18 protein-coding genes are annotated in these 16,911 nt (G+C 34.2%); 12 read left to right on the plus strand and 6 right to left on the minus strand.

Annotation, left to right across the window (positions count from 1 at the left end):
- Nucleotide 1: 1 nt before the first annotated feature.
- The 6 genes from ACMDB5_RS00960 (at nucleotide 2) to ACMDB5_RS00985 (ending at nucleotide 4,951) form a co-directional block, all read left to right on the plus strand.
- Complete coding sequence (locus tag ACMDB5_RS00960) at nucleotides 2–901, plus strand: ParB/RepB/Spo0J family partition protein (RefSeq protein WP_413999173.1); 900 nt, start codon at nucleotides 2–4, stop codon at nucleotides 899–901.
- Entirely contained in the window at nucleotides 901–1,461 is a 561-nt protein-coding gene (locus ACMDB5_RS00965; RefSeq protein ID WP_413999174.1) for a DUF5683 domain-containing protein, read from the plus strand. Before ACMDB5_RS00960 ends, ACMDB5_RS00965 begins: the two co-directional genes overlap by 1 nt.
- A 57-nt stretch (nucleotides 1,462–1,518) precedes the next feature.
- Nucleotides 1,519–2,220 (plus strand): 4-hydroxy-tetrahydrodipicolinate reductase, encoded by a 702-nt coding sequence (gene dapB / locus ACMDB5_RS00970; protein WP_413999175.1) that lies wholly within the window; start codon nucleotides 1,519–1,521, stop codon nucleotides 2,218–2,220.
- Between the two features lie 68 nt (nucleotides 2,221–2,288).
- A complete protein-coding gene (gene lepB, locus ACMDB5_RS00975) occupies nucleotides 2,289–3,860 on the plus strand; it encodes a signal peptidase I (RefSeq protein ID WP_413999176.1) in 1,572 nt (523 codons plus the stop codon).
- 75 nt (nucleotides 3,861–3,935) lie between these two features.
- Nucleotides 3,936–4,313 carry a four helix bundle protein gene (locus tag ACMDB5_RS00980; RefSeq protein ID WP_413999177.1) on the plus strand — a complete coding sequence of 126 codons (378 nt, stop codon included), beginning with the start codon at nucleotides 3,936–3,938 and terminating at the stop codon, nucleotides 4,311–4,313.
- Nucleotides 4,314–4,324: 11 nt separating this feature from the next.
- Nucleotides 4,325–4,951, plus strand: coding sequence for a WbqC family protein (locus ACMDB5_RS00985; RefSeq protein WP_413999178.1), 627 nt, complete (start codon nucleotides 4,325–4,327; stop codon nucleotides 4,949–4,951).
- A gap of 14 nt (nucleotides 4,952–4,965) precedes the next feature.
- Here the strand turns inward: ACMDB5_RS00985 and ACMDB5_RS00990 are convergent, their stop codons facing one another.
- The 6 genes from ACMDB5_RS00990 to ACMDB5_RS01015 form a co-directional block, all read right to left on the minus strand.
- Complete coding sequence (locus tag ACMDB5_RS00990) at nucleotides 4,966–6,012, minus strand: endonuclease/exonuclease/phosphatase family protein (protein ID WP_413999179.1); 1,047 nt, start codon at nucleotides 6,010–6,012, stop codon at nucleotides 4,966–4,968.
- A gap of 81 nt (nucleotides 6,013–6,093) precedes the next feature.
- Nucleotides 6,094–6,957, minus strand: a complete 864-nt coding sequence (locus tag ACMDB5_RS00995; RefSeq protein ID WP_413999180.1) for a rhomboid family intramembrane serine protease — start codon at nucleotides 6,955–6,957, stop codon at nucleotides 6,094–6,096.
- A gap of 47 nt (nucleotides 6,958–7,004) precedes the next feature.
- Nucleotides 7,005–7,754, minus strand: coding sequence for a rhomboid family intramembrane serine protease (locus tag ACMDB5_RS01000; RefSeq protein ID WP_413999181.1), 750 nt, complete (start codon nucleotides 7,752–7,754; stop codon nucleotides 7,005–7,007).
- Complete coding sequence (gene mutL / locus ACMDB5_RS01005) at nucleotides 7,751–9,610, minus strand: DNA mismatch repair endonuclease MutL (RefSeq protein ID WP_413999182.1); 1,860 nt, start codon at nucleotides 9,608–9,610, stop codon at nucleotides 7,751–7,753. The genes ACMDB5_RS01000 and mutL overlap by 4 nt, the downstream gene beginning before the upstream one ends.
- A gap of 166 nt (nucleotides 9,611–9,776) precedes the next feature.
- Nucleotides 9,777–10,352, minus strand: a complete 576-nt coding sequence (ribH, locus tag ACMDB5_RS01010) for a 6,7-dimethyl-8-ribityllumazine synthase (RefSeq protein ID WP_413999183.1) — start codon at nucleotides 10,350–10,352, stop codon at nucleotides 9,777–9,779.
- Between the two features lie 105 nt (nucleotides 10,353–10,457).
- Complete coding sequence (locus tag ACMDB5_RS01015; protein WP_413999184.1) at nucleotides 10,458–11,231, minus strand: tetratricopeptide repeat protein; 774 nt, start codon at nucleotides 11,229–11,231, stop codon at nucleotides 10,458–10,460.
- A gap of 236 nt (nucleotides 11,232–11,467) precedes the next feature.
- Here ACMDB5_RS01015 and recF point away from each other — a divergent pair, with 236 nt between their 5' ends.
- The 6 genes from recF to ACMDB5_RS01045 all read left to right on the plus strand — a co-directional run bounded on the left by recF (nucleotide 11,468) and on the right by ACMDB5_RS01045 (nucleotide 16,910).
- The gene (gene recF / locus ACMDB5_RS01020; protein ID WP_413999185.1) at nucleotides 11,468–12,547 is read left to right on the plus strand and encodes a DNA replication/repair protein RecF; all 1,080 of its coding nucleotides are present in this window, start codon (nucleotides 11,468–11,470) and stop codon (nucleotides 12,545–12,547) included.
- Nucleotides 12,548–12,619: 72 nt separating this feature from the next.
- Nucleotides 12,620–13,315, plus strand: coding sequence for a thioredoxin domain-containing protein (locus ACMDB5_RS01025; protein WP_413999186.1), 696 nt, complete (start codon nucleotides 12,620–12,622; stop codon nucleotides 13,313–13,315).
- A 10-nt stretch (nucleotides 13,316–13,325) separates the two neighbouring features.
- On the plus strand, nucleotides 13,326–14,003 hold the full coding sequence (locus ACMDB5_RS01030; protein WP_413999187.1) for a DUF2461 domain-containing protein: 678 nt from the start codon (nucleotides 13,326–13,328) through the stop codon (nucleotides 14,001–14,003).
- A gap of 9 nt (nucleotides 14,004–14,012) precedes the next feature.
- A complete protein-coding gene (locus ACMDB5_RS01035) occupies nucleotides 14,013–15,077 on the plus strand; it encodes a glycosyltransferase (protein ID WP_413999188.1) in 1,065 nt (354 codons plus the stop codon).
- Nucleotides 15,078–15,219: 142 nt separating this feature from the next.
- Nucleotides 15,220–16,233, plus strand: a complete 1,014-nt coding sequence (gene murB / locus ACMDB5_RS01040) for a UDP-N-acetylmuramate dehydrogenase (RefSeq protein ID WP_413999189.1) — start codon at nucleotides 15,220–15,222, stop codon at nucleotides 16,231–16,233.
- A 62-nt stretch (nucleotides 16,234–16,295) separates the two neighbouring features.
- On the plus strand, nucleotides 16,296–16,910 hold the full coding sequence (locus ACMDB5_RS01045) for an FMN-binding negative transcriptional regulator (RefSeq protein ID WP_413999190.1): 615 nt from the start codon (nucleotides 16,296–16,298) through the stop codon (nucleotides 16,908–16,910).
- The last annotated feature ends 1 nt before the right edge of the window (nucleotide 16,911 follow it).

Genomic DNA, 16,911 nt, shown 5'->3' on the forward strand with positions numbered 1-16,911 from the left:
TATGGCAAAAGCAATAAAAAAACAAGCCTTAGGAAGAGGGTTATCTGCATTATTAAAAGATCCGGAAAACGATATAAAATCAGTAAACGATAAAAATGCCGATAAAGTTGTTGGAAACATAATAGAGCTTGAAATTGATGCTATAGAAATCAATCCGTTTCAACCTAGAAGTAATTTTAATGAAGAATCATTAAAAGAACTGGCTATTTCCATCAAAGAATTAGGAGTTATCCAACCGATAACGGTTCGAAAATTAGACTTTAACAAATACCAACTGATTTCGGGTGAGCGTCGTCTGCGCGCATCTACTTTAGTTGGATTAAGTACGGTTCCAGCCTATATTCGTATCGCAAATGACAATGAATCCTTGGTTATGGCTTTGGTTGAAAACATCCAACGTCATGATTTAGATCCTATAGAGATTGCCCTTTCTTACCAAAGATTGATGGATGAAATTCAGTTGACTCAAGAACAAATGAGCGACAGAGTGGGGAAAAAACGTTCCACTATTGCCAATTATTTACGTCTTTTAAAACTGGATCCAATCATTCAAACCGGGATTCGTGATGGTTTTATCAGCATGGGTCACGGTCGAGCCATAATTAACATTGAAGACTTAGACGCACAAGCAAATATTTATCAAAAAATTGTTAGCCAAAATCTTTCTGTTCGTGATACCGAAACCTTGGTAAAAAACTATCAGGAAAGCTTAAAACCTAAACCGGCTGCCAAAGCAAAATCGACTTCTTTCGAAATTGACGAGGACCAGAAAAAGGTTTTTGCAAATTATTTTGGAAACAAAGTTGAGGTAAAAGTAGCTGGCAACGGAAAAGGAAAAATTACAATTCCATTTCAATCTGAAGAAGATTTCAACAGAATAATCGAATTAATAAAGGCATAGTGAATAAAATTATTTCCATAGGAATATTTCTTTTTATTCTAGGGAGCACAGGCGTTTTTGCACAAGCAAAAACGAATACCGTTCTAGTGGCCAAAGACAGCCTTAAATCAAACGACATAGATCCTTTGACTCCCGCAAAGGCCGCATTTTACTCGGCTATTTTACCGGGTTTAGGTCAAGCATACAATAAAAAATATTGGAAAATCCCTCTTGTCTATGGCGCCATGGGAACCAGTCTTTATTTTTACCTAGATAATAATAAAAAATACCATCAGTATAGAGATGCCTATAAACGAAGACTAGAAGGTTACACAGATGATAACTTTAGTTATTTAGACAATAATAGATTGATTGCCGGTCAGAAGTTTTATCAGCGTAACCGAGATTTATCGGCATTAGTAACCTTGGGCTTTTACGTATTAAACATCATTGATGCCAATGTTGATGCTGCATTAATACAATTTAATGTTGACGAAAACTTATCCCTAAAACCGGCTATTTACCCCAATGATGTAACATTTAAACCTAATGTTGGACTAACTCTTAATTATACTTTTTAGTCCATCTAAAATATTGTTCACTTAAGCATACGCTTTAATTCAAAAAATAAATACAAAATGAAAATTGCTCTTTTAGGATACGGAAAAATGGGACAGGTAATTGAACGAATTGCCATTGAAAGAGGACATGAAATCGTTTTAAAGAAAGACGAACATAATACCTATGAAGGTCTTTCGAATGCTGATGTAGCCATAGATTTCAGTATTCCAGCAGCAGCAGTAAGTAATATTTCAAATTGTTTTCATAATAATGTACCCGTAATTTCAGGAACAACCGGATGGCTAGAACATTATGACGAAATGGTAGCTCTTTGTACCGAAAAAAACGGAGCATTTATATCTAGCTCAAACTTTAGCCTAGGAGTAAATATTTTCTTTGAACTGAATGAATACCTAGCCAAAATGATGTCTAAACTGGACAGCTATCGTGTTGAGATGGAAGAAATTCATCATACTCAAAAACTAGACGCTCCAAGCGGAACAGCTATTTCACTGGCAAAAGGCGTTATCGAAAACAGCGCTTATACAGATTGGACACTCGAAAATCCAACAGAAAATCAAATACATATAGATGCCAAGAGAATTGGAACCGTTCCGGGAACACATACCGTGACTTACAATTCAGCTGTTGATTCTATTGAAATAAAACATACAGCTCATAACCGCGAAGGATTTGCTTTGGGCGCTGTAATTGCCGCAGAGTGGATTGTTGGGAAACAGGGTGTTTTTACAATGAAAGATGTATTAGAATTTAATTAATTCACTTAACCGAATGCAATAAAACGCTATCTAATCATCAAATAAACGATTAACCAAATAAACTTATTATGACACTATATCAATGGTTTGTATTTTTCTTATTAATCCAAATAGTTCACTTTTTAGGAACCTGGAAATTATATGAAGCGGCAGGAAGAAAACGTTGGCAAGCAGCAATTCCGGTATACAATTCAATTGTTTTAATGAAAATAATTGGTCGACCAACATGGTGGACACTATTACTTTTTATTCCAATAATCAACTTGATTATGTTTCCTGTTATTTGGGTAGAAACATTAAGAAGCTTTGGCAAAAAATCCAGCTTGGATACTTTTCTTGGAATAATTACTTGTGGATTATATATTTACTACGTCAATTACACTCAAAAATTAGATTATATAGCAGATAGAAGTTTACATCCCGAAAACAAAACTGCTGATACAATCAGCTCCTTACTTTTTGCCGTTATTGTAGCTACCTTTGTTCACACCTATTTTATACAACCTTATACAATCCCTACTTCTTCACTGGAAAAATCACTATTAATTGGCGATTTTTTATTTGTAAGTAAGGTGAATTATGGCGCCAGAGTCCCTATGACTACAGTTGCTTTACCAATGGTTCATGACTCCATTCCACTTACCAAAAAGAAATCCTATCTAAATTGGCCAGAACTTCCCTATTTAAGATTACCGGGAATTGAAGACATTAAACGTACCGATATTGTCGTTTTTAATTGGCCAGTAGATACCGTTCGTTATTTTTTTGAACCTAAAGGAAGACCCGGCGTAATAAAACCTATCGATAAAAAATCAAATTATGTAAAAAGATGCGTTGGTGTTCCTGGAGACAGCCTATCCATTAAAGACGGTATGGTTTATATCGACGGAAAAATATTAGAACTCCCAGAAAGAGCCAAGCCTCAATTCTCCTATGCTGTTGCCTTAGATGGAAAAACCCCTATTGATTTTGAATATCTGTTAAGAGAAATGGATATAACTGATGATGTGGGCTATAAAAGCGAATCAAAAGACACTTTAGTATTCCGCGCATTAACTACCGCTGGAGCAGAAAGATTAAGAAATGTTCCAGGAATAACAGCTGTAACAAGAATCATTGCAAAAGGCACAGAAGACGGCATTTTTCCACATATTAACAAATGGAATCAAGATAACCTAGGTCCAATTTATATTCCCCAAAAAGGAAAAACTGTAGCCTTGACAACCGCAACATTGCCTTTTTACAAAAGAATCATCACCGATTATGAGATGAATGACAATGGTGATAAAAATGATTTAAAAGTTAATGGAGACGAAATTAGATTGAACGGAAAAGTGGTTACTAATTACACCTTCAAACAAAACTACTATTGGATGATGGGGGACAATCGCCACAACTCTGAAGACAGTCGTTATTGGGGTTATGTTCCGGAAAATCACATTGTAGGAAAACCAATTTTCATCTGGATGAGCTGGGACACTAATGGAAAAGGCTTGAATAAAGTACGCTGGGACCGAGTATTTACAACCGTAAACGGCGAAGGACAGCCTCAATCTTATTTCAAATATTTCCTTATCGCTTTAGCAGCCTTCTTTGTTGGAGAATATTTTTGGAAAAAAAGAAAAGAGAAAAAAAGTTAATCTGACTATTTGTGAATTTGGTTATTTTAAAATTGTTTACTTTTAATATAAAATAACCAAATTAAAACAGATAAAATGTATACCTATTCATTTGAAAAGTTAGAAGTTTGGAATGAAGCAAAAGAATTTGCCAAATTAATTTATGCTTTAACCGCTATATTTCCTGATTCTGAAAAATTTGGATTAGTTTCTCAATTACGAAGAGCTTCTGTCTCGATATGCTCAAATATTGCTGAGGGTTCAGCGAGGAACTCTTATAAAGACAAAGCTCATTTTACTACAATGGCATTCGGTTCTACAGTTGAAGCACTGAATCAATTAATATTATCGTATGAACTAAATTTTATTTCTGAAAATGACTATCTAAAATTGCGAATAGCTATCGAAAGTGTCACCAATAAGCTAAATGGTCTCCGAAATTTCCAATTGACCAAATTAACAGAAAACAAATAACCAAATCACAAATGAATACCCTACTCCACCCTAGTTATTTCCCGTCTATTAGCCATTTCGCAGCAATCATTCAGGCTGATAAATTAGTTTTTGAAGTGGAAGATAATTTCCAGAAACAAACGAATCGCAATCGCACTTATATTTATAGTCCTAACGGAATACAACTATTAAACATTCCCATAAGACATTCGAAACTGGGTCACCAAAAAACAAAGGAGATTCAAATAGAGAATGATTCTGATTGGCAAAAACAACATTTCAAATCTCTGGAAGCAGCTTATAGAAGCTCTCCATTCTTTGAATATTTTGAAGACGATATCCGCCCTTTTTTTGAAAAAAAACATACTTTCCTATTAGATTTAAACTTTGAAACATTAGAAATAATCTCCAAGTGTCTAAGAATGAAATTTGACTTCGAAACTACAACGGAATACTTTCATGAAACTGATCCAAAAGAAATTCTAGATTTTAGATTTTTGGCAAATGGAAAAAAAGACAATTCCTCATTCGAAACTTACCCACAAGTTTTTGATGACAAGCATGGTTTTATCAATAATTTAAGTGTTCTTGATTTGCTTTTTAATGAAGGTAAATTCGCCATTGATTATTTGAAAAACCAAAAACTTCTAATCAAATAAAAACCCAAATCTTCTTATTCTAAAGACATTTGGGCCATGATAGGATAATGATCTGAATTTTCGAACTCTGGAAAGGTTTCAAATTTTTTGACCTTCATTTTCTCATCTACAAAGATATAATCAATTCTTGCCGGATAATACCTGAACTTATAAGTCTGTCCAAATCCCGTTCCAGCTTCCTCAAAACTGTCCTTTAGCTTTCCTTTGATACTTCTATAAACATAGGAAAAAGCACTGTTATTCATATCCCCACAAATAATTATAGGATAAACACATTTTCTTTTATGTTCTTTGAAGATTTCCGCTTGTTGTTGTTGTTGCTTGAAAGCCTTACTGATTCTGATCAGCAATAATTGGGACTTATCTTTATTAATAACATCAATATTATCGGAAATTTCATTTACGTCAGGAGAAATTTTTATCGACTGTAAATGCATATTATAAACCCTGATAATATCTTTTCCTTTCTTTATATCAGCATAAACAACATTGTTGTTAGAGTTAGGAAAAACGATATTTCCTTGAGCTATAATGGGAAATTTAGAAAAAATAGCTTGTCCTGTCTTGATTTTATTCCCTTCCATAAAAATATATTTATGGGGATACACTTTCAGATCAATATTTGCCGAAGTAGAATATTCCTGAATACATAAAATATCGGGGTTTTTTTCATTTATAAAAGCCAAGATTTCACCAGCTACATTGTCTTTATCTAACCATTTAAATAGATTAAACAAGCGCACATTGTAACTCATAACAATGAAGTTCTTTTCGTCTTGAGGATACTCTTCGGCAGAAAACTTGTAGAATTTATTAATAAAAGTAATTCCCATCAAAAGAACCAAACCTGAAATGATCATTCGTTTTTTGAATTGAATGGCCCAATACACAAAAAACAAGCCGTTGAGTATAAAAAACAAAGGCATGAAAAGTGTTAAAACAGATAAAATAGGAAATATTTTTGGTGCCAAAAAAGGCAAAACATAAGTAATAAAAGTAACTATTGTCAGAATAATGTTCAAACCAAACATCCCTCTATTGAACCATGAAAGGTTTTTCATATTATGTTTATTCAGTTAATTCCCTAATTAATTACTAACGCTTTTCTGTCTATTTTATTTTAGAAATTTATCCAAAAAATCTTATTTACCTGCTTTAAACAAAAACTCTTTTTCTTCTTTTGTCAAACTATCATAACCTGATTGACTAATTTTATCTAAAATCTCATCAATCTGCTGCTGTTGTTTGTCTTTTGTTATGATTCTCGACGCCGTTTTTTCTACAGGGCGACTATAATTCTTATGTACTTTCTTGAAAGGAGTCTTTGGGGATTTTTTAAATAAATTGGCAAAGAAATCGATTACTACCGTTACAACTTTGCTCATATCGGTTCCATTTTGTAATAATCTAATATACACAAAACCAAAAAAAGCACCTGCTAAATGAGATAGGTGGCCTCCGGTATTATCCAATCTAAACTGCATTAAATCCAGAATAAGAATCAGAGCCGTAATGTGCCAAAGCTTCACATTCCCTATCAGTAACAAACGCACATTCATCAAAGGTTGGTACGTAGTGACACCAACTAGAATAGCCATAATTGCTGCTGATGCACCAACAATAGAAGCACTTAAATTCAAAAAATAATACCCCAATACAAAGCAAATCCCAGCAAATATGGCGCTTAAAATATACAATCCCAGAAATTGCTTTTGGGTAAAAAAAGTCAAAAATAACGAACTGGAAAAATTTAAAATAATCATATTAAACAGCAAATGCATGAATCCACTGTGAAAAAAAGCATAGGTTAATAATGTCCAAGGCTTTAAGACAAAATCAGAAGGTTCCGAAGAAAGCGCAATCCAACTAGGAAAATTAAACGAACCGCTCTTAAATTGATAGAAAAAAACTAAGGAAACCAAAAAACAACCAACATTCCAATAGATTAACCTATTGACTATGCCCCCCAGCTTGTATTGTAATTTTAAGTCATCTAATATATTCATTTTTCTATATCGGTTTTATTTCAAATCACTTCATCGTGAAACAGATCTTAATTCCATCTGTTATTATTAAACTGGTTTTTTTTCCAATACCACATCATAAGAAAACCAAACAAAGCACCTCCTACGTGAGCAAAATGAGCGATACCCGAACCTCCTCCAAAAATAGACTGACCAGAAACTCCCAAATACAAATCTACCAAAACCAAACCAGGTACAAAATACTTGGCTTTAATTGGCACAGGAATAAACATTAAAGCCAATTCGGCATTAGGAAACATAAAGGCAAACGCCACAATAATTCCATAAATAGCTCCCGAAGCCCCAACTACAGTTCCCATAAAAGCGCTGGTAAAGTTCTGAAATTGAGAAACAGTCAATAACTCTTGCCATTGGGTATTTATTTTGCCTTCATTCAAAATTTGCAAAATTTCGGTTTTCGAAAACCCACTAGCAACCAGTGTATTTACAGCATCATTAAAATAATAATAATTAATACCAGTATGAAGTAATGCAGCACCTAAACCACACGAAATATAAAAAAACAAGAATTTCTTACTCCCCCAAAAATGTTCCAAAGCTGAACCAAAAGAATACAAGGCAAACATATTGAAAAAAATATGCATAAAACCGCCATGCATAAACATATGTGTTATAGGTTGCCAAAACTGGAAATCTTTATTTTCAGGAAAAAACATTGCCAATATTTTATAGGCAGGATCTCCAACAATTAGAGTTCCAACAAAAAAAAGAACATTAATTATAATTAATTGTTTTACCGTCTCGGTTACATTTCTCATAGTGCAAATTTTTTATCTATATCTTCCACACGCATGGTGATGAAAGTTGGTTTTTGAAAAGGGGAAACATTAGGATCCTTACAGGCAAAAAGACCATTTACCAAATTTTCCTGTTCTTTTAATGTCAAAGATGTTCCAGTTTTAACGGCTAAACTCTTCGCCATTGACTTGGCAATCGTATCATTTTGACTAAAACTGCTGTCCGGAATTCCGTCTTGTAAATCACTCAATAACTGCTCTAAAACTATCGAAACTTCGCTTTCGGTCACATTTACGGGAATTCCTGAAATGACAACATGATCTGAATCTGTTTCTTCAAAAACAAAACCGGTATTAATTAACGAGAGCTTTAATTCTTCAATCAATTCCATTTCCACTGACGAAAAAAACAAATCCAAAGGAAATAGCAATTGCTGGCTAGACGCCTGATGAACGGTCATATTGGTCAAAAATTGTTCGTACAAAACCCGCTGATGCGCGCGTTGCTGATCGACAATAACCATTCCTGATTTTATCGGGGAAACGATGTATTTTTTATGGATTTGATACGCGCTATTAACGGTCTGCTCCACTTCTTCTTCATTAAACAAAGAACCCGTCACTTCTTCGCTTTCAAACGAAAAATCATGATTCGTTGTTGTAAATTCAGGCTCTTGTTTTAGTCCCACATACAGACTTTCCCAGTTTGCTGTTGGTTCCGGCTTTTTATAACTTGATCCCGATGAATAATGTTTATTTATCTTGTCATCCGAAAAAGGATTAAAGCTGCGATCCACCTGAATTGTAGGCGTTTCTCCTTCTAAATCCTTATAATGATAAGGCGTATCTAAATTAGAATCCCGATCGAAGTCCAAAACCGGCGCTACATTAAACTGTCCTAAACTGTGCTTAATAGAAGCTCTCAGGATGGCATACAAAGCGTGCTCGTCATCAAACTTTATTTCAGTTTTCGTAGGATGTATGTTGATATCAATCGTATTTGGCGGAACGGTCAAATATAAAAAATAACTCGGCTGCGCGCCATCTTTCAAAATTCCGTCATAAGCAGCCATAACTGCATGATGCAAATAACCGCTTTTAATAAAACGATCATTAACAAAGAAAAACTGTTCTCCGCGGTTTTTCTTGGCAAATTCAGCCTTACTTACAAAACCCTGAATCGTGATAATATCCGTTTCTTCTTGAACAGGAACTAGCTTTTCATTCATCTTTCCAGAAAAAATATTAACTATTCGCTGTCTCAAACTAGAAGCAGGCAAATTGAACATTTCGCTGCCGTTATGATAAAAAGTAAAATGAATATTAGCATGCGCCAAAGCTACACGCTGAAACTCATCAATAATATGGCGGTATTCCACCGTATCCGACTTTAAAAAGTTTCGTCGAGCAGGAATATTAAAAAACAAATTTTTAACCGCAAATGAAGTCCCTTTGGGTAAAACGGCAACTTCTTGGGAAACAAACTTACTGCCTTCAATAATAATTTGTGTACCAAACTCTTCTTGATCTGGTTTGGTTTTCATTTCCACATGTGCAATTGCAGCGATTGAAGCCAATGCTTCACCTCGAAAACCTTTGGTATCTAAAGAAAATAAATCTTCTGCAAGTCGAATTTTAGACGTAGCATGACGTTCAAAACACAAACGCGCATCAGTAACGCTCATTCCTAAACCATTATCGATAACCTGTACCAATGCCTTTCCGGCATCTTTTATAATCAATTTAATATCCGTTGCTTTTGCATCAACCGCATTTTCAAGTAATTCTTTGACAACTGAAGCTGGTCTTTGTACGACTTCTCCAGCAGCAATTTGATTGGCAACATGATCAGGAAGTAATTGAATGATACTCGACATTAAAAATATATTTTATTTAAAAGTTTAAGCTTTATTTTAAAAACCAAAGTGTACAAATTTAATGATTTTCTATTGGGTTTTACCGTTTAGCAAATCATAAATAAAACAAAAAAACCTACACTATTTAAAGAATAGTATAGGTTTCATAATTTATTATGTACTCTTTTTATTCCTTTAGTTCTAAAGGCGAACCTTCTTCAATTTGCAAGGCACCGCTAGACAACAAATGTTGGTTATCGATATGGTGACTCATTGATGCTTGTTGACGAATATAAGCCATTTTTATAGCAGCAATAGCAGCTTCAGTCCCTTTATTTCCGTGAATTCCTCCACTTCTGTCGATAGACTGTTGCATATTATTATCGGTTAACACACAAAAAATAACAGGAACATCCGTCTGGACGTTCAAGTCTTTAATTCCTTGGGTAACACCTTCGCAAACAAAATCAAAATGTTTGGTTTGTCCTTGAATAACGCATCCAATGACAATCACAGCATCCACCTTTTGGGTTTGCAACATTTTTTTCGCTCCATAAATAAGCTCAAAACTTCCGGGAACATTCCAGCGAACGATTTGCTGAAGCGGAACCTGATTATCTAAAAGTGCTTCAAATGCACCATTGTAAAGTCCCTCAGTTATGGATTCATTCCATTCAGAAACAACAATCCCAAAGCGAAAATCTTTCGCGTTTGGGATTGAGTTTTTATCGTATTCTGATAAATTTTTATTTTCAGTAGCCATTTGATTGTAGATTTTTGAATTTAGACTTTTGATTTCAGATGTTAAAGGTAGTTTTTTGAAACCAAAAATCTACAATCTTAAATCAGCAATCTTAAATCATCTTTACTATTGCGCCAATCCGATCAAGACATCAACAGAAGCAGCCTCAGGCGTTGCATCATAATTGTCTTTGATATTGGTAAAATATTTCAATGCCTCTTCTTTATTTCCTAATGCCAAAGCCGTTTTTCCAGCTTTTAACAAGAAACGTGGTGTCGTGAAATCATTTTTATTAGACTCAAAAGCTTTGATATAATATTCTAAAGCTTCTTTTTGTTGATTTTTTTGAGAATATGCATCTCCTATTGCTCCTTTAGCCAAAGCTCCCAAAACAATATCTTTAGATTTAAATTTACCTAAATAATCAATTGCCTCAGCATATTTACCTGTATTTAAGAAAGCTAAACCTGCATAATAGTTTGCTAAATTTCCTGCATCAGTTCCTGAATATTCATCTGCAATTTTAATAAATCCAAATTTACCTTCAGAACCGTTCAAAGATAATTTATACAATGAATCACTAGCAATACCATCTGTTGCTTGTTGGAAATTTTGTTGTGCAACAAACATTTCGTTAGCCGCTTCCAACTGTTTTGGCTCAGCAACAAATTTTTGATAAACTAAATAACCTACTGTAAATAAAGCTACAGCACCAACTACTCCAAAAATAATTTTTTGGTTTTTAGCAACCCAGTCTTCTGTTTTTGATGCAGTTTCGTCTAATTTAGAAAAAACTCCGGCAGTTGTACTGTCTTTTTCATCAATAATTACTTCTTCAACTGTATCTTTAACTTCCTTCTCTTTCGGTGCTTTATACCCTCTTTTATTGTAAGTAGCCATTTAAATTTAATATTTAGTGAATCGCAAAAATAAAATTTTTATTCAAATTCACACATAAAAAACAATTATAAATTCACTTTTAATTTTTTTTAACGAAAGTACTTTCTTACTAAGCTAAAATAACCCTCAAAGAAAAAACTCAAAAGCCCTTTATATCGATATTTTTCAATAATTTGCACCCTCTTAAAAAAACGGCTCAAAAACAGCAAAGTTCTCAGTACCAGCAAGACTTACAGATGTATTTAAAAAAGATTACTTTATTCAATTATAAGAATTTCACCGAAGCAAATTTCGAGTTCGACAACAAAATAATTTGTTTTGTAGGCAAAAACGGCATTGGAAAAACCAATGTGCTTGATGCTATATATCATTTGTCTTACGGAAAAAGCTATTTCAACCCAATAGCGGCTCAAAACATCAAACATGGCGAAGATTTTTTTGTGATTGATGCTGAATTCATCAAAAACGAAAGAACCGAACAAATTGTTTGTAGCCTAAAAAAAGGACAAAAAAAAGTATTGAAACGAAACGGCAAGAACTACGATAAATTCTCGGACCACATTGGTTTTATTCCCCTAGTGATTATCTCCCCTGCCGACAGGGATTTGATTGTTGAAGGCAGCGAAACCCGCCGAAAATTCATGGACAGCGTTATTTCGCAATTGGATTCTCATTATCTGCAACAACTTATCCAATACCAAAAAGTGATGAGCCAGCGCAATGCTTTATTGAAATATTTTGCATTGAACCATGTTTTTGATAATGATACGCTTTCTATATACAATGAACAGCTTGACGGCTTTGGGAATTCTATTTTCGAAAAAAGAAAAGAATTTATCGAAAAATTCATTCCCATTTTCAACAGCCATCATCATGCCATAACGGGTTCGCAAGAAACCGTTCAACTGGTCTATGAAAGCAATTTGTTCGAAAATAATTTACTTTCCTTATTACAGGAAAACATCAACAAAGACCGAGCTTTACATTACACCAGCGTTGGCACACACAAAGACGATCTATCATTTGAAATCGATGGACATCCTATAAAAAAATTCGGATCCCAAGGCCAGCAAAAATCCTTCCTGATTGCTCTAAAATTAGCACAGTTTGAATTTTTAAAAAAGCAAAGCGGCGTAAAACCACTTTTATTATTTGATGACATCTTTGACAAACTAGACGAACACCGAGTTGCAAAAATCATCGAAATGGTTAATAGTGACACTTTTGGACAACTTTTCATTTCCGATACACATCCCGAGCGTACCGAATCAATTGTTAAATCCACGCATCAATCCTACAAAATTTTCAATTTGTAATTTAACGATTTAAAAATCCTCAATATTAATAATTTACTTAAATTAGCTTTTCCCATTTCAAATCAATTAACAATGAAATTTCGTACTATTTTTTTCCTATTATTATCGTTTGTAATTTTATCCTGCAACGGACAAACACCTACAAACATCAAAACTATCGAAGCAAAAGATTTTGCCGATAAAATAAAAACAACATCAAACCCGCAAATTCTAGACGTTCGTACTCCAGAAGAATTTACAGCAGAACATATAAATAAAGCTACCAATGTAGACTGGCTTGGCAACAGTTTTGTAGCTGATGCTGAAAAATTCGACAAAAAAAAACCGGTGTTTGTCTATTGCAAAAGTGGTGGTCGAAGTAAAAAAGCATCCGAAAAATTACAAGAATTAGGCTTCAAAAACATCTATGAACTAAATGGCGGCTTTTTAAAATGGGACTCCGCAGGGCTTAACAAACCTACCGATAAAGTGATTGGAATGTCAAGTCAAGAATACAAAGCATTATTAAACACCGATAAAAAAGTACTGATTAGTTTTTACGCAGAATGGTGCGCTCCTTGCAAAAAAATGGCTCCATACCTGACAAAAATGCAAACCGAGCTAGCTGACAAAGTAGTTATTATTCGCTTGAATGCCGATAAAAACAAGACTTTGATGACCGAAATGAAAATTGACGAACTTCCTACTTTATTATTATACGAAAACAAAGACCTGAAATGGAAACATTCGGGATTCATAAGTGAAGAAGACTTAAAAAAACAATTCTAATCCTTCTAAAATGTTATCAAAAGACAGCCTACAATTTTTGGAAGATTTAAAAGCCAACAACAACAGAGATTGGTTTTTAGAAAACAAAAAAAGATACGACATCTTCAAAAAAGACTATCATCAATTGGTTGCTGATTTTCTTGATGCTATGAAACCTTTGGATTCCTCATTAGAAATGCTAGAAGTGAAAAATTGCACTTTCAGAATCAATCGGGATATCCGATTTTCTAAAGACAAATCGCCATACAAATCCCATCTGGGAGTTTGGCTTTCTTCGGGAACAAAAGGACAAAATCGTGCCGGTTATTATGTTCATATCGAAAAAGGCGGTAGTTTTATTGCTGGAGGATTTTATTCACCCGAAGCAGAGGATTTAAAGAAAGTACGCAAAGAAATTGCTTTTTTCTATGATGACTTAGAAGAAATCCTAAACGAGAAAAATTTCAAAAAGGAATTTGGTGATTTTAATCGAAATGAAAAAAATACGCTTAAAAATCCACCAAGAGGTTACGAAAAAGACCATCCTGCCATTGAATTATTAAAATTAAAAAGCTTTGAGACTGTTCAAAAATTTGACATTTCCGAGGTTACACAAAAGGATTTTGTTTCAAAAATGAGCAACAAATTAATCCTTTTGAAGCCTTTGAATACTTTCATAAACAGAGCCTTAACCACTGACGAATTTTAATTTCCTCCGATGAAAAAAAGAAAAATACTTTTTCTTGGAGAATCTTATAGAGCTGACGCCATAACCTGGATGAATGGTCTGAAGGAATTTGGAGATTTCGAAATTATAGGCTGGGAATTAAAAACGCCAAACAACAGCATTTACAATCGGATTCTTCGGATTTTAGAATTCAAATTAGCTTATTTTAAAATCAGAAAAATAATCAGGCAGCAGCAGCCCGACATGGTTATTGCCGAAAGAACCACGAGTTACGGCTTTCTTGCCGCTTTATCAGGAATAAAACCGGCGGTCATAGCCCAGCAAGGCAAAACAGATTTATGGCCTGAGGACTCAATTCTCCTTCCTTTAAAAAAAATAATTCAAAATTATGCCTTCAAAAGAGCAACACTAATTCATGCTTGGGGTCCGGTAATGATCGAATCCATGACCAAAGCCAATGTTAACATGGATAAGGTTTTGGTTTTGCCAAAGGGAATTGACTTGGAAAAATTTAAAAATAAAAACACAGCCAATCCCGAAAAAATTTGCGCCATAGTCACCCGCTCTTTATCGCCAGAATACCGCCATGAGATTATTTTAAAAGCGTTTGCGATTTTGCATCAAAAAAACATTGATTTTTCTCTAACCGTTGTGGGAGATGGCATTCGGCTACACTTTTTGAAACAATTAGCCCAAAATTTACAGATAGAAACCAAAGTCATTTTTACCGGTAAAATCCCAAATACGGCATTGCCAGCGCTATTACAAGAATCCAATTTTTACATCAGTATGCCGGTAACCGAAGGGGTTTCGGCTTCTTTATTTGAAGCAATGGCATCCAATTGCTATCCGATTGTGACTGATATTCCCGGAAATCAAAGTTGGATTACGCATCGAAAAAATGGTCAATTAATCGCTATAGATGACTTTGAAATACTTGCAGAAGAACTAATTTGGTCTTTTAAAAAAAGCACACATAGAAACGAAGCCATTTCAAACAATCGGAAATTTATCGAAGATAATGCTGATTACAAAATCAATATGAAAATCATTGCCGATAAATACCACGAATTGATCAACGCCTCCAAAAACTAATAGTTGTTTACAAAAAAACATCGCCAAATCTTATATAAACCATCTGCAATTTATAAAGTATATCTGGTCGAAAAATGATCCTGAGTAAATTTTAATCCTTACTTTTGAATCGCGAATTCAATATTAAAAAGCACTTTCTTTTATGGAAATACAAAATGATTTTTCTTTAAAAAACTACAATACTTTTGGCATCGAAGCCAAAGCAAAACATTTTATTTCTGTTCACAATATCAGTGAATTGACCTCTATTTTAGAACAAAACAAATCAGAAAAAAAATTCATCCTTGGCGGCGGAAGCAATATGCTCTTAACAAAAGACATAGACGCTTTAGTTATTCACATTGATTTGAAAGGCAAAAAAATCATCGATGAAAACGAAGATCATGTATGGATTGAAAGCCTAGCGGGCGAGAATTGGCATGAATTTGTGCTTTGGACAATTGAGCAAAATTTTGGCGGATTGGAAAACATGTCCCTTATTCCCGGGAACGTAGGAACAACACCTGTGCAAAACATTGGCGCTTATGGCACCGAAATCAAAGACACTTTCGTTTCCTGTGACGCCATAGAAATAGGAAATTTAGAAGCAAAAAAGTTCACAAAAGAAGATTGTCGTTTTGGATACAGAGAAAGTATTTTCAAAAACGAAGTAAAAGACCAATACGTTATTACATCTGTAGTCTTTAAATTGACAAAACGCAATCATAAAATCAACACCTCTTATGGTGATATTTTGGCTGAATTAGAAAAAAACAAAATTACAGTACCTAGCCTAAAAGATGTTAGCAATGCAGTAATTGCCATTCGACAAAGCAAATTACCCGACCCAAAAGAACTGGGAAACAGTGGAAGTTTCTTTAAAAATCCGATTCTCCAAAAAACGGATTTCGAGAAAATTCATCTAAAATTTCCTGAAATGAAATATTACGAAGTTTCCGAAACTGAGGTAAAAGTTCCTGCAGGATGGCTGATTGAACAAGCCGGTTTTAAAGGAAAGCGTTTTGGAGACGCAGGAATCCATGAAAAACAAGCCTTGGTTTTAGTAAATTATGGTCATGCTACAGGACAAGAAATTCTGAATGTCTCAAAAGACATCCAGAAAACTATCTTCAATACATTTGGCATCCATATTGAAACGGAAGTAAATGTGATTTAAAATCAGAGATTAGAAGTTCGACGCTAGAAATCTAAAATCGTTAATCAAAAATCTAAAATTCTATGTACATTCCGGATATTTACAAAAACGAGAACAAAGAAGAAATAAATACTTTTTTAAAAGAAAACAGCTTTGGAATTCTTATTAATCAAACCGAAGGAAAATTATGGGCAACCCATATTCCGTTAGAATTAGATACTAACAAAGACGGAAAAGCGATTTTGCAAGGTCATATTTCAAAGGAAAACCCACAATGGAAAGGTTTTGTAGATAATGACGAGGTTTTGGCTGTTTTTTCGGGACCACACAGCTATATTTCACCGTCTTGGTATGACCATGAAAATGTTCCGACCTGGAATTACATCGCCGTGCATGTTTATGGAAAAATCAAAATAATTGAAGGGGAAGCTGTAATAGAATCTTTGAAAAAACTAGTGGACAAATACGAGAAAAATTCCGAAAACCCTGTTCGAATAGAAGATCTATCAGAAGAAACCATGATGCAAGCTCGTGGTATAGTTGCATTTGAAATCGAAATAACAAGCATTGAAGCCACCAAAAAAATGTCTCAAAATCGTGACGATAAAAATTACAAAAATATCATCACCGAATTAGAAAAAACCCAGAAAAATCAGTCAATTGCCGTTGCAAATGAGATGAAGAAATGCCCTAGGTAAA

Source organism: Flavobacterium sp. W1B, assembly GCF_047344965.1.
In the GTDB taxonomy this organism is placed as follows: Bacteria; Bacteroidota; Bacteroidia; order Flavobacteriales; family Flavobacteriaceae; genus Flavobacterium.

Bases quoted from the DNA above. Each gene is read 5' to 3' on its own strand.
- lepB (WP_413999176.1), top strand. From the start codon at position 2,289: ATGACACTATATCAATGGTTTGTATTTTTCTTATTAATCCAAATAGTT.
- recF (WP_413999185.1), top strand. From the start codon at position 11,468: ATGTATTTAAAAAAGATTACTTTATTCAATTATAAGAATTTCACCGAA.
- ACMDB5_RS01030 (WP_413999187.1), top strand. From the start codon at position 13,326: ATGTTATCAAAAGACAGCCTACAATTTTTGGAAGATTTAAAAGCCAAC.
- ACMDB5_RS00995 (WP_413999180.1), bottom strand. From the start codon at position 6,957: ATGAATATATTAGATGACTTAAAATTACAATACAAGCTGGGGGGCATA.
- ACMDB5_RS00980 (WP_413999177.1), top strand. From the start codon at position 3,936: ATGTATACCTATTCATTTGAAAAGTTAGAAGTTTGGAATGAAGCAAAA.
- ACMDB5_RS01015 (WP_413999184.1), bottom strand. From the start codon at position 11,231: ATGGCTACTTACAATAAAAGAGGGTATAAAGCACCGAAAGAGAAGGAA.
- ACMDB5_RS00990 (WP_413999179.1), bottom strand. From the start codon at position 6,012: ATGAAAAACCTTTCATGGTTCAATAGAGGGATGTTTGGTTTGAACATT.
- ACMDB5_RS00985 (WP_413999178.1), top strand. From the start codon at position 4,325: ATGAATACCCTACTCCACCCTAGTTATTTCCCGTCTATTAGCCATTTC.
- ACMDB5_RS01000 (WP_413999181.1), bottom strand. From the start codon at position 7,754: ATGAGAAATGTAACCGAGACGGTAAAACAATTAATTATAATTAATGTT.
- ribH (WP_413999183.1), bottom strand. From the start codon at position 10,352: ATGGCTACTGAAAATAAAAATTTATCAGAATACGATAAAAACTCAATC.
- murB (WP_413999189.1), top strand. From the start codon at position 15,220: ATGGAAATACAAAATGATTTTTCTTTAAAAAACTACAATACTTTTGGC.
- ACMDB5_RS01035 (WP_413999188.1), top strand. From the start codon at position 14,013: ATGAAAAAAAGAAAAATACTTTTTCTTGGAGAATCTTATAGAGCTGAC.
- ACMDB5_RS00960 (WP_413999173.1), top strand. From the start codon at position 2: ATGGCAAAAGCAATAAAAAAACAAGCCTTAGGAAGAGGGTTATCTGCA.
- ACMDB5_RS01025 (WP_413999186.1), top strand. From the start codon at position 12,620: ATGAAATTTCGTACTATTTTTTTCCTATTATTATCGTTTGTAATTTTA.
- mutL (WP_413999182.1), bottom strand. From the start codon at position 9,610: ATGTCGAGTATCATTCAATTACTTCCTGATCATGTTGCCAATCAAATT.
- dapB (WP_413999175.1), top strand. From the start codon at position 1,519: ATGAAAATTGCTCTTTTAGGATACGGAAAAATGGGACAGGTAATTGAA.
- ACMDB5_RS01045 (WP_413999190.1), top strand. From the start codon at position 16,296: ATGTACATTCCGGATATTTACAAAAACGAGAACAAAGAAGAAATAAAT.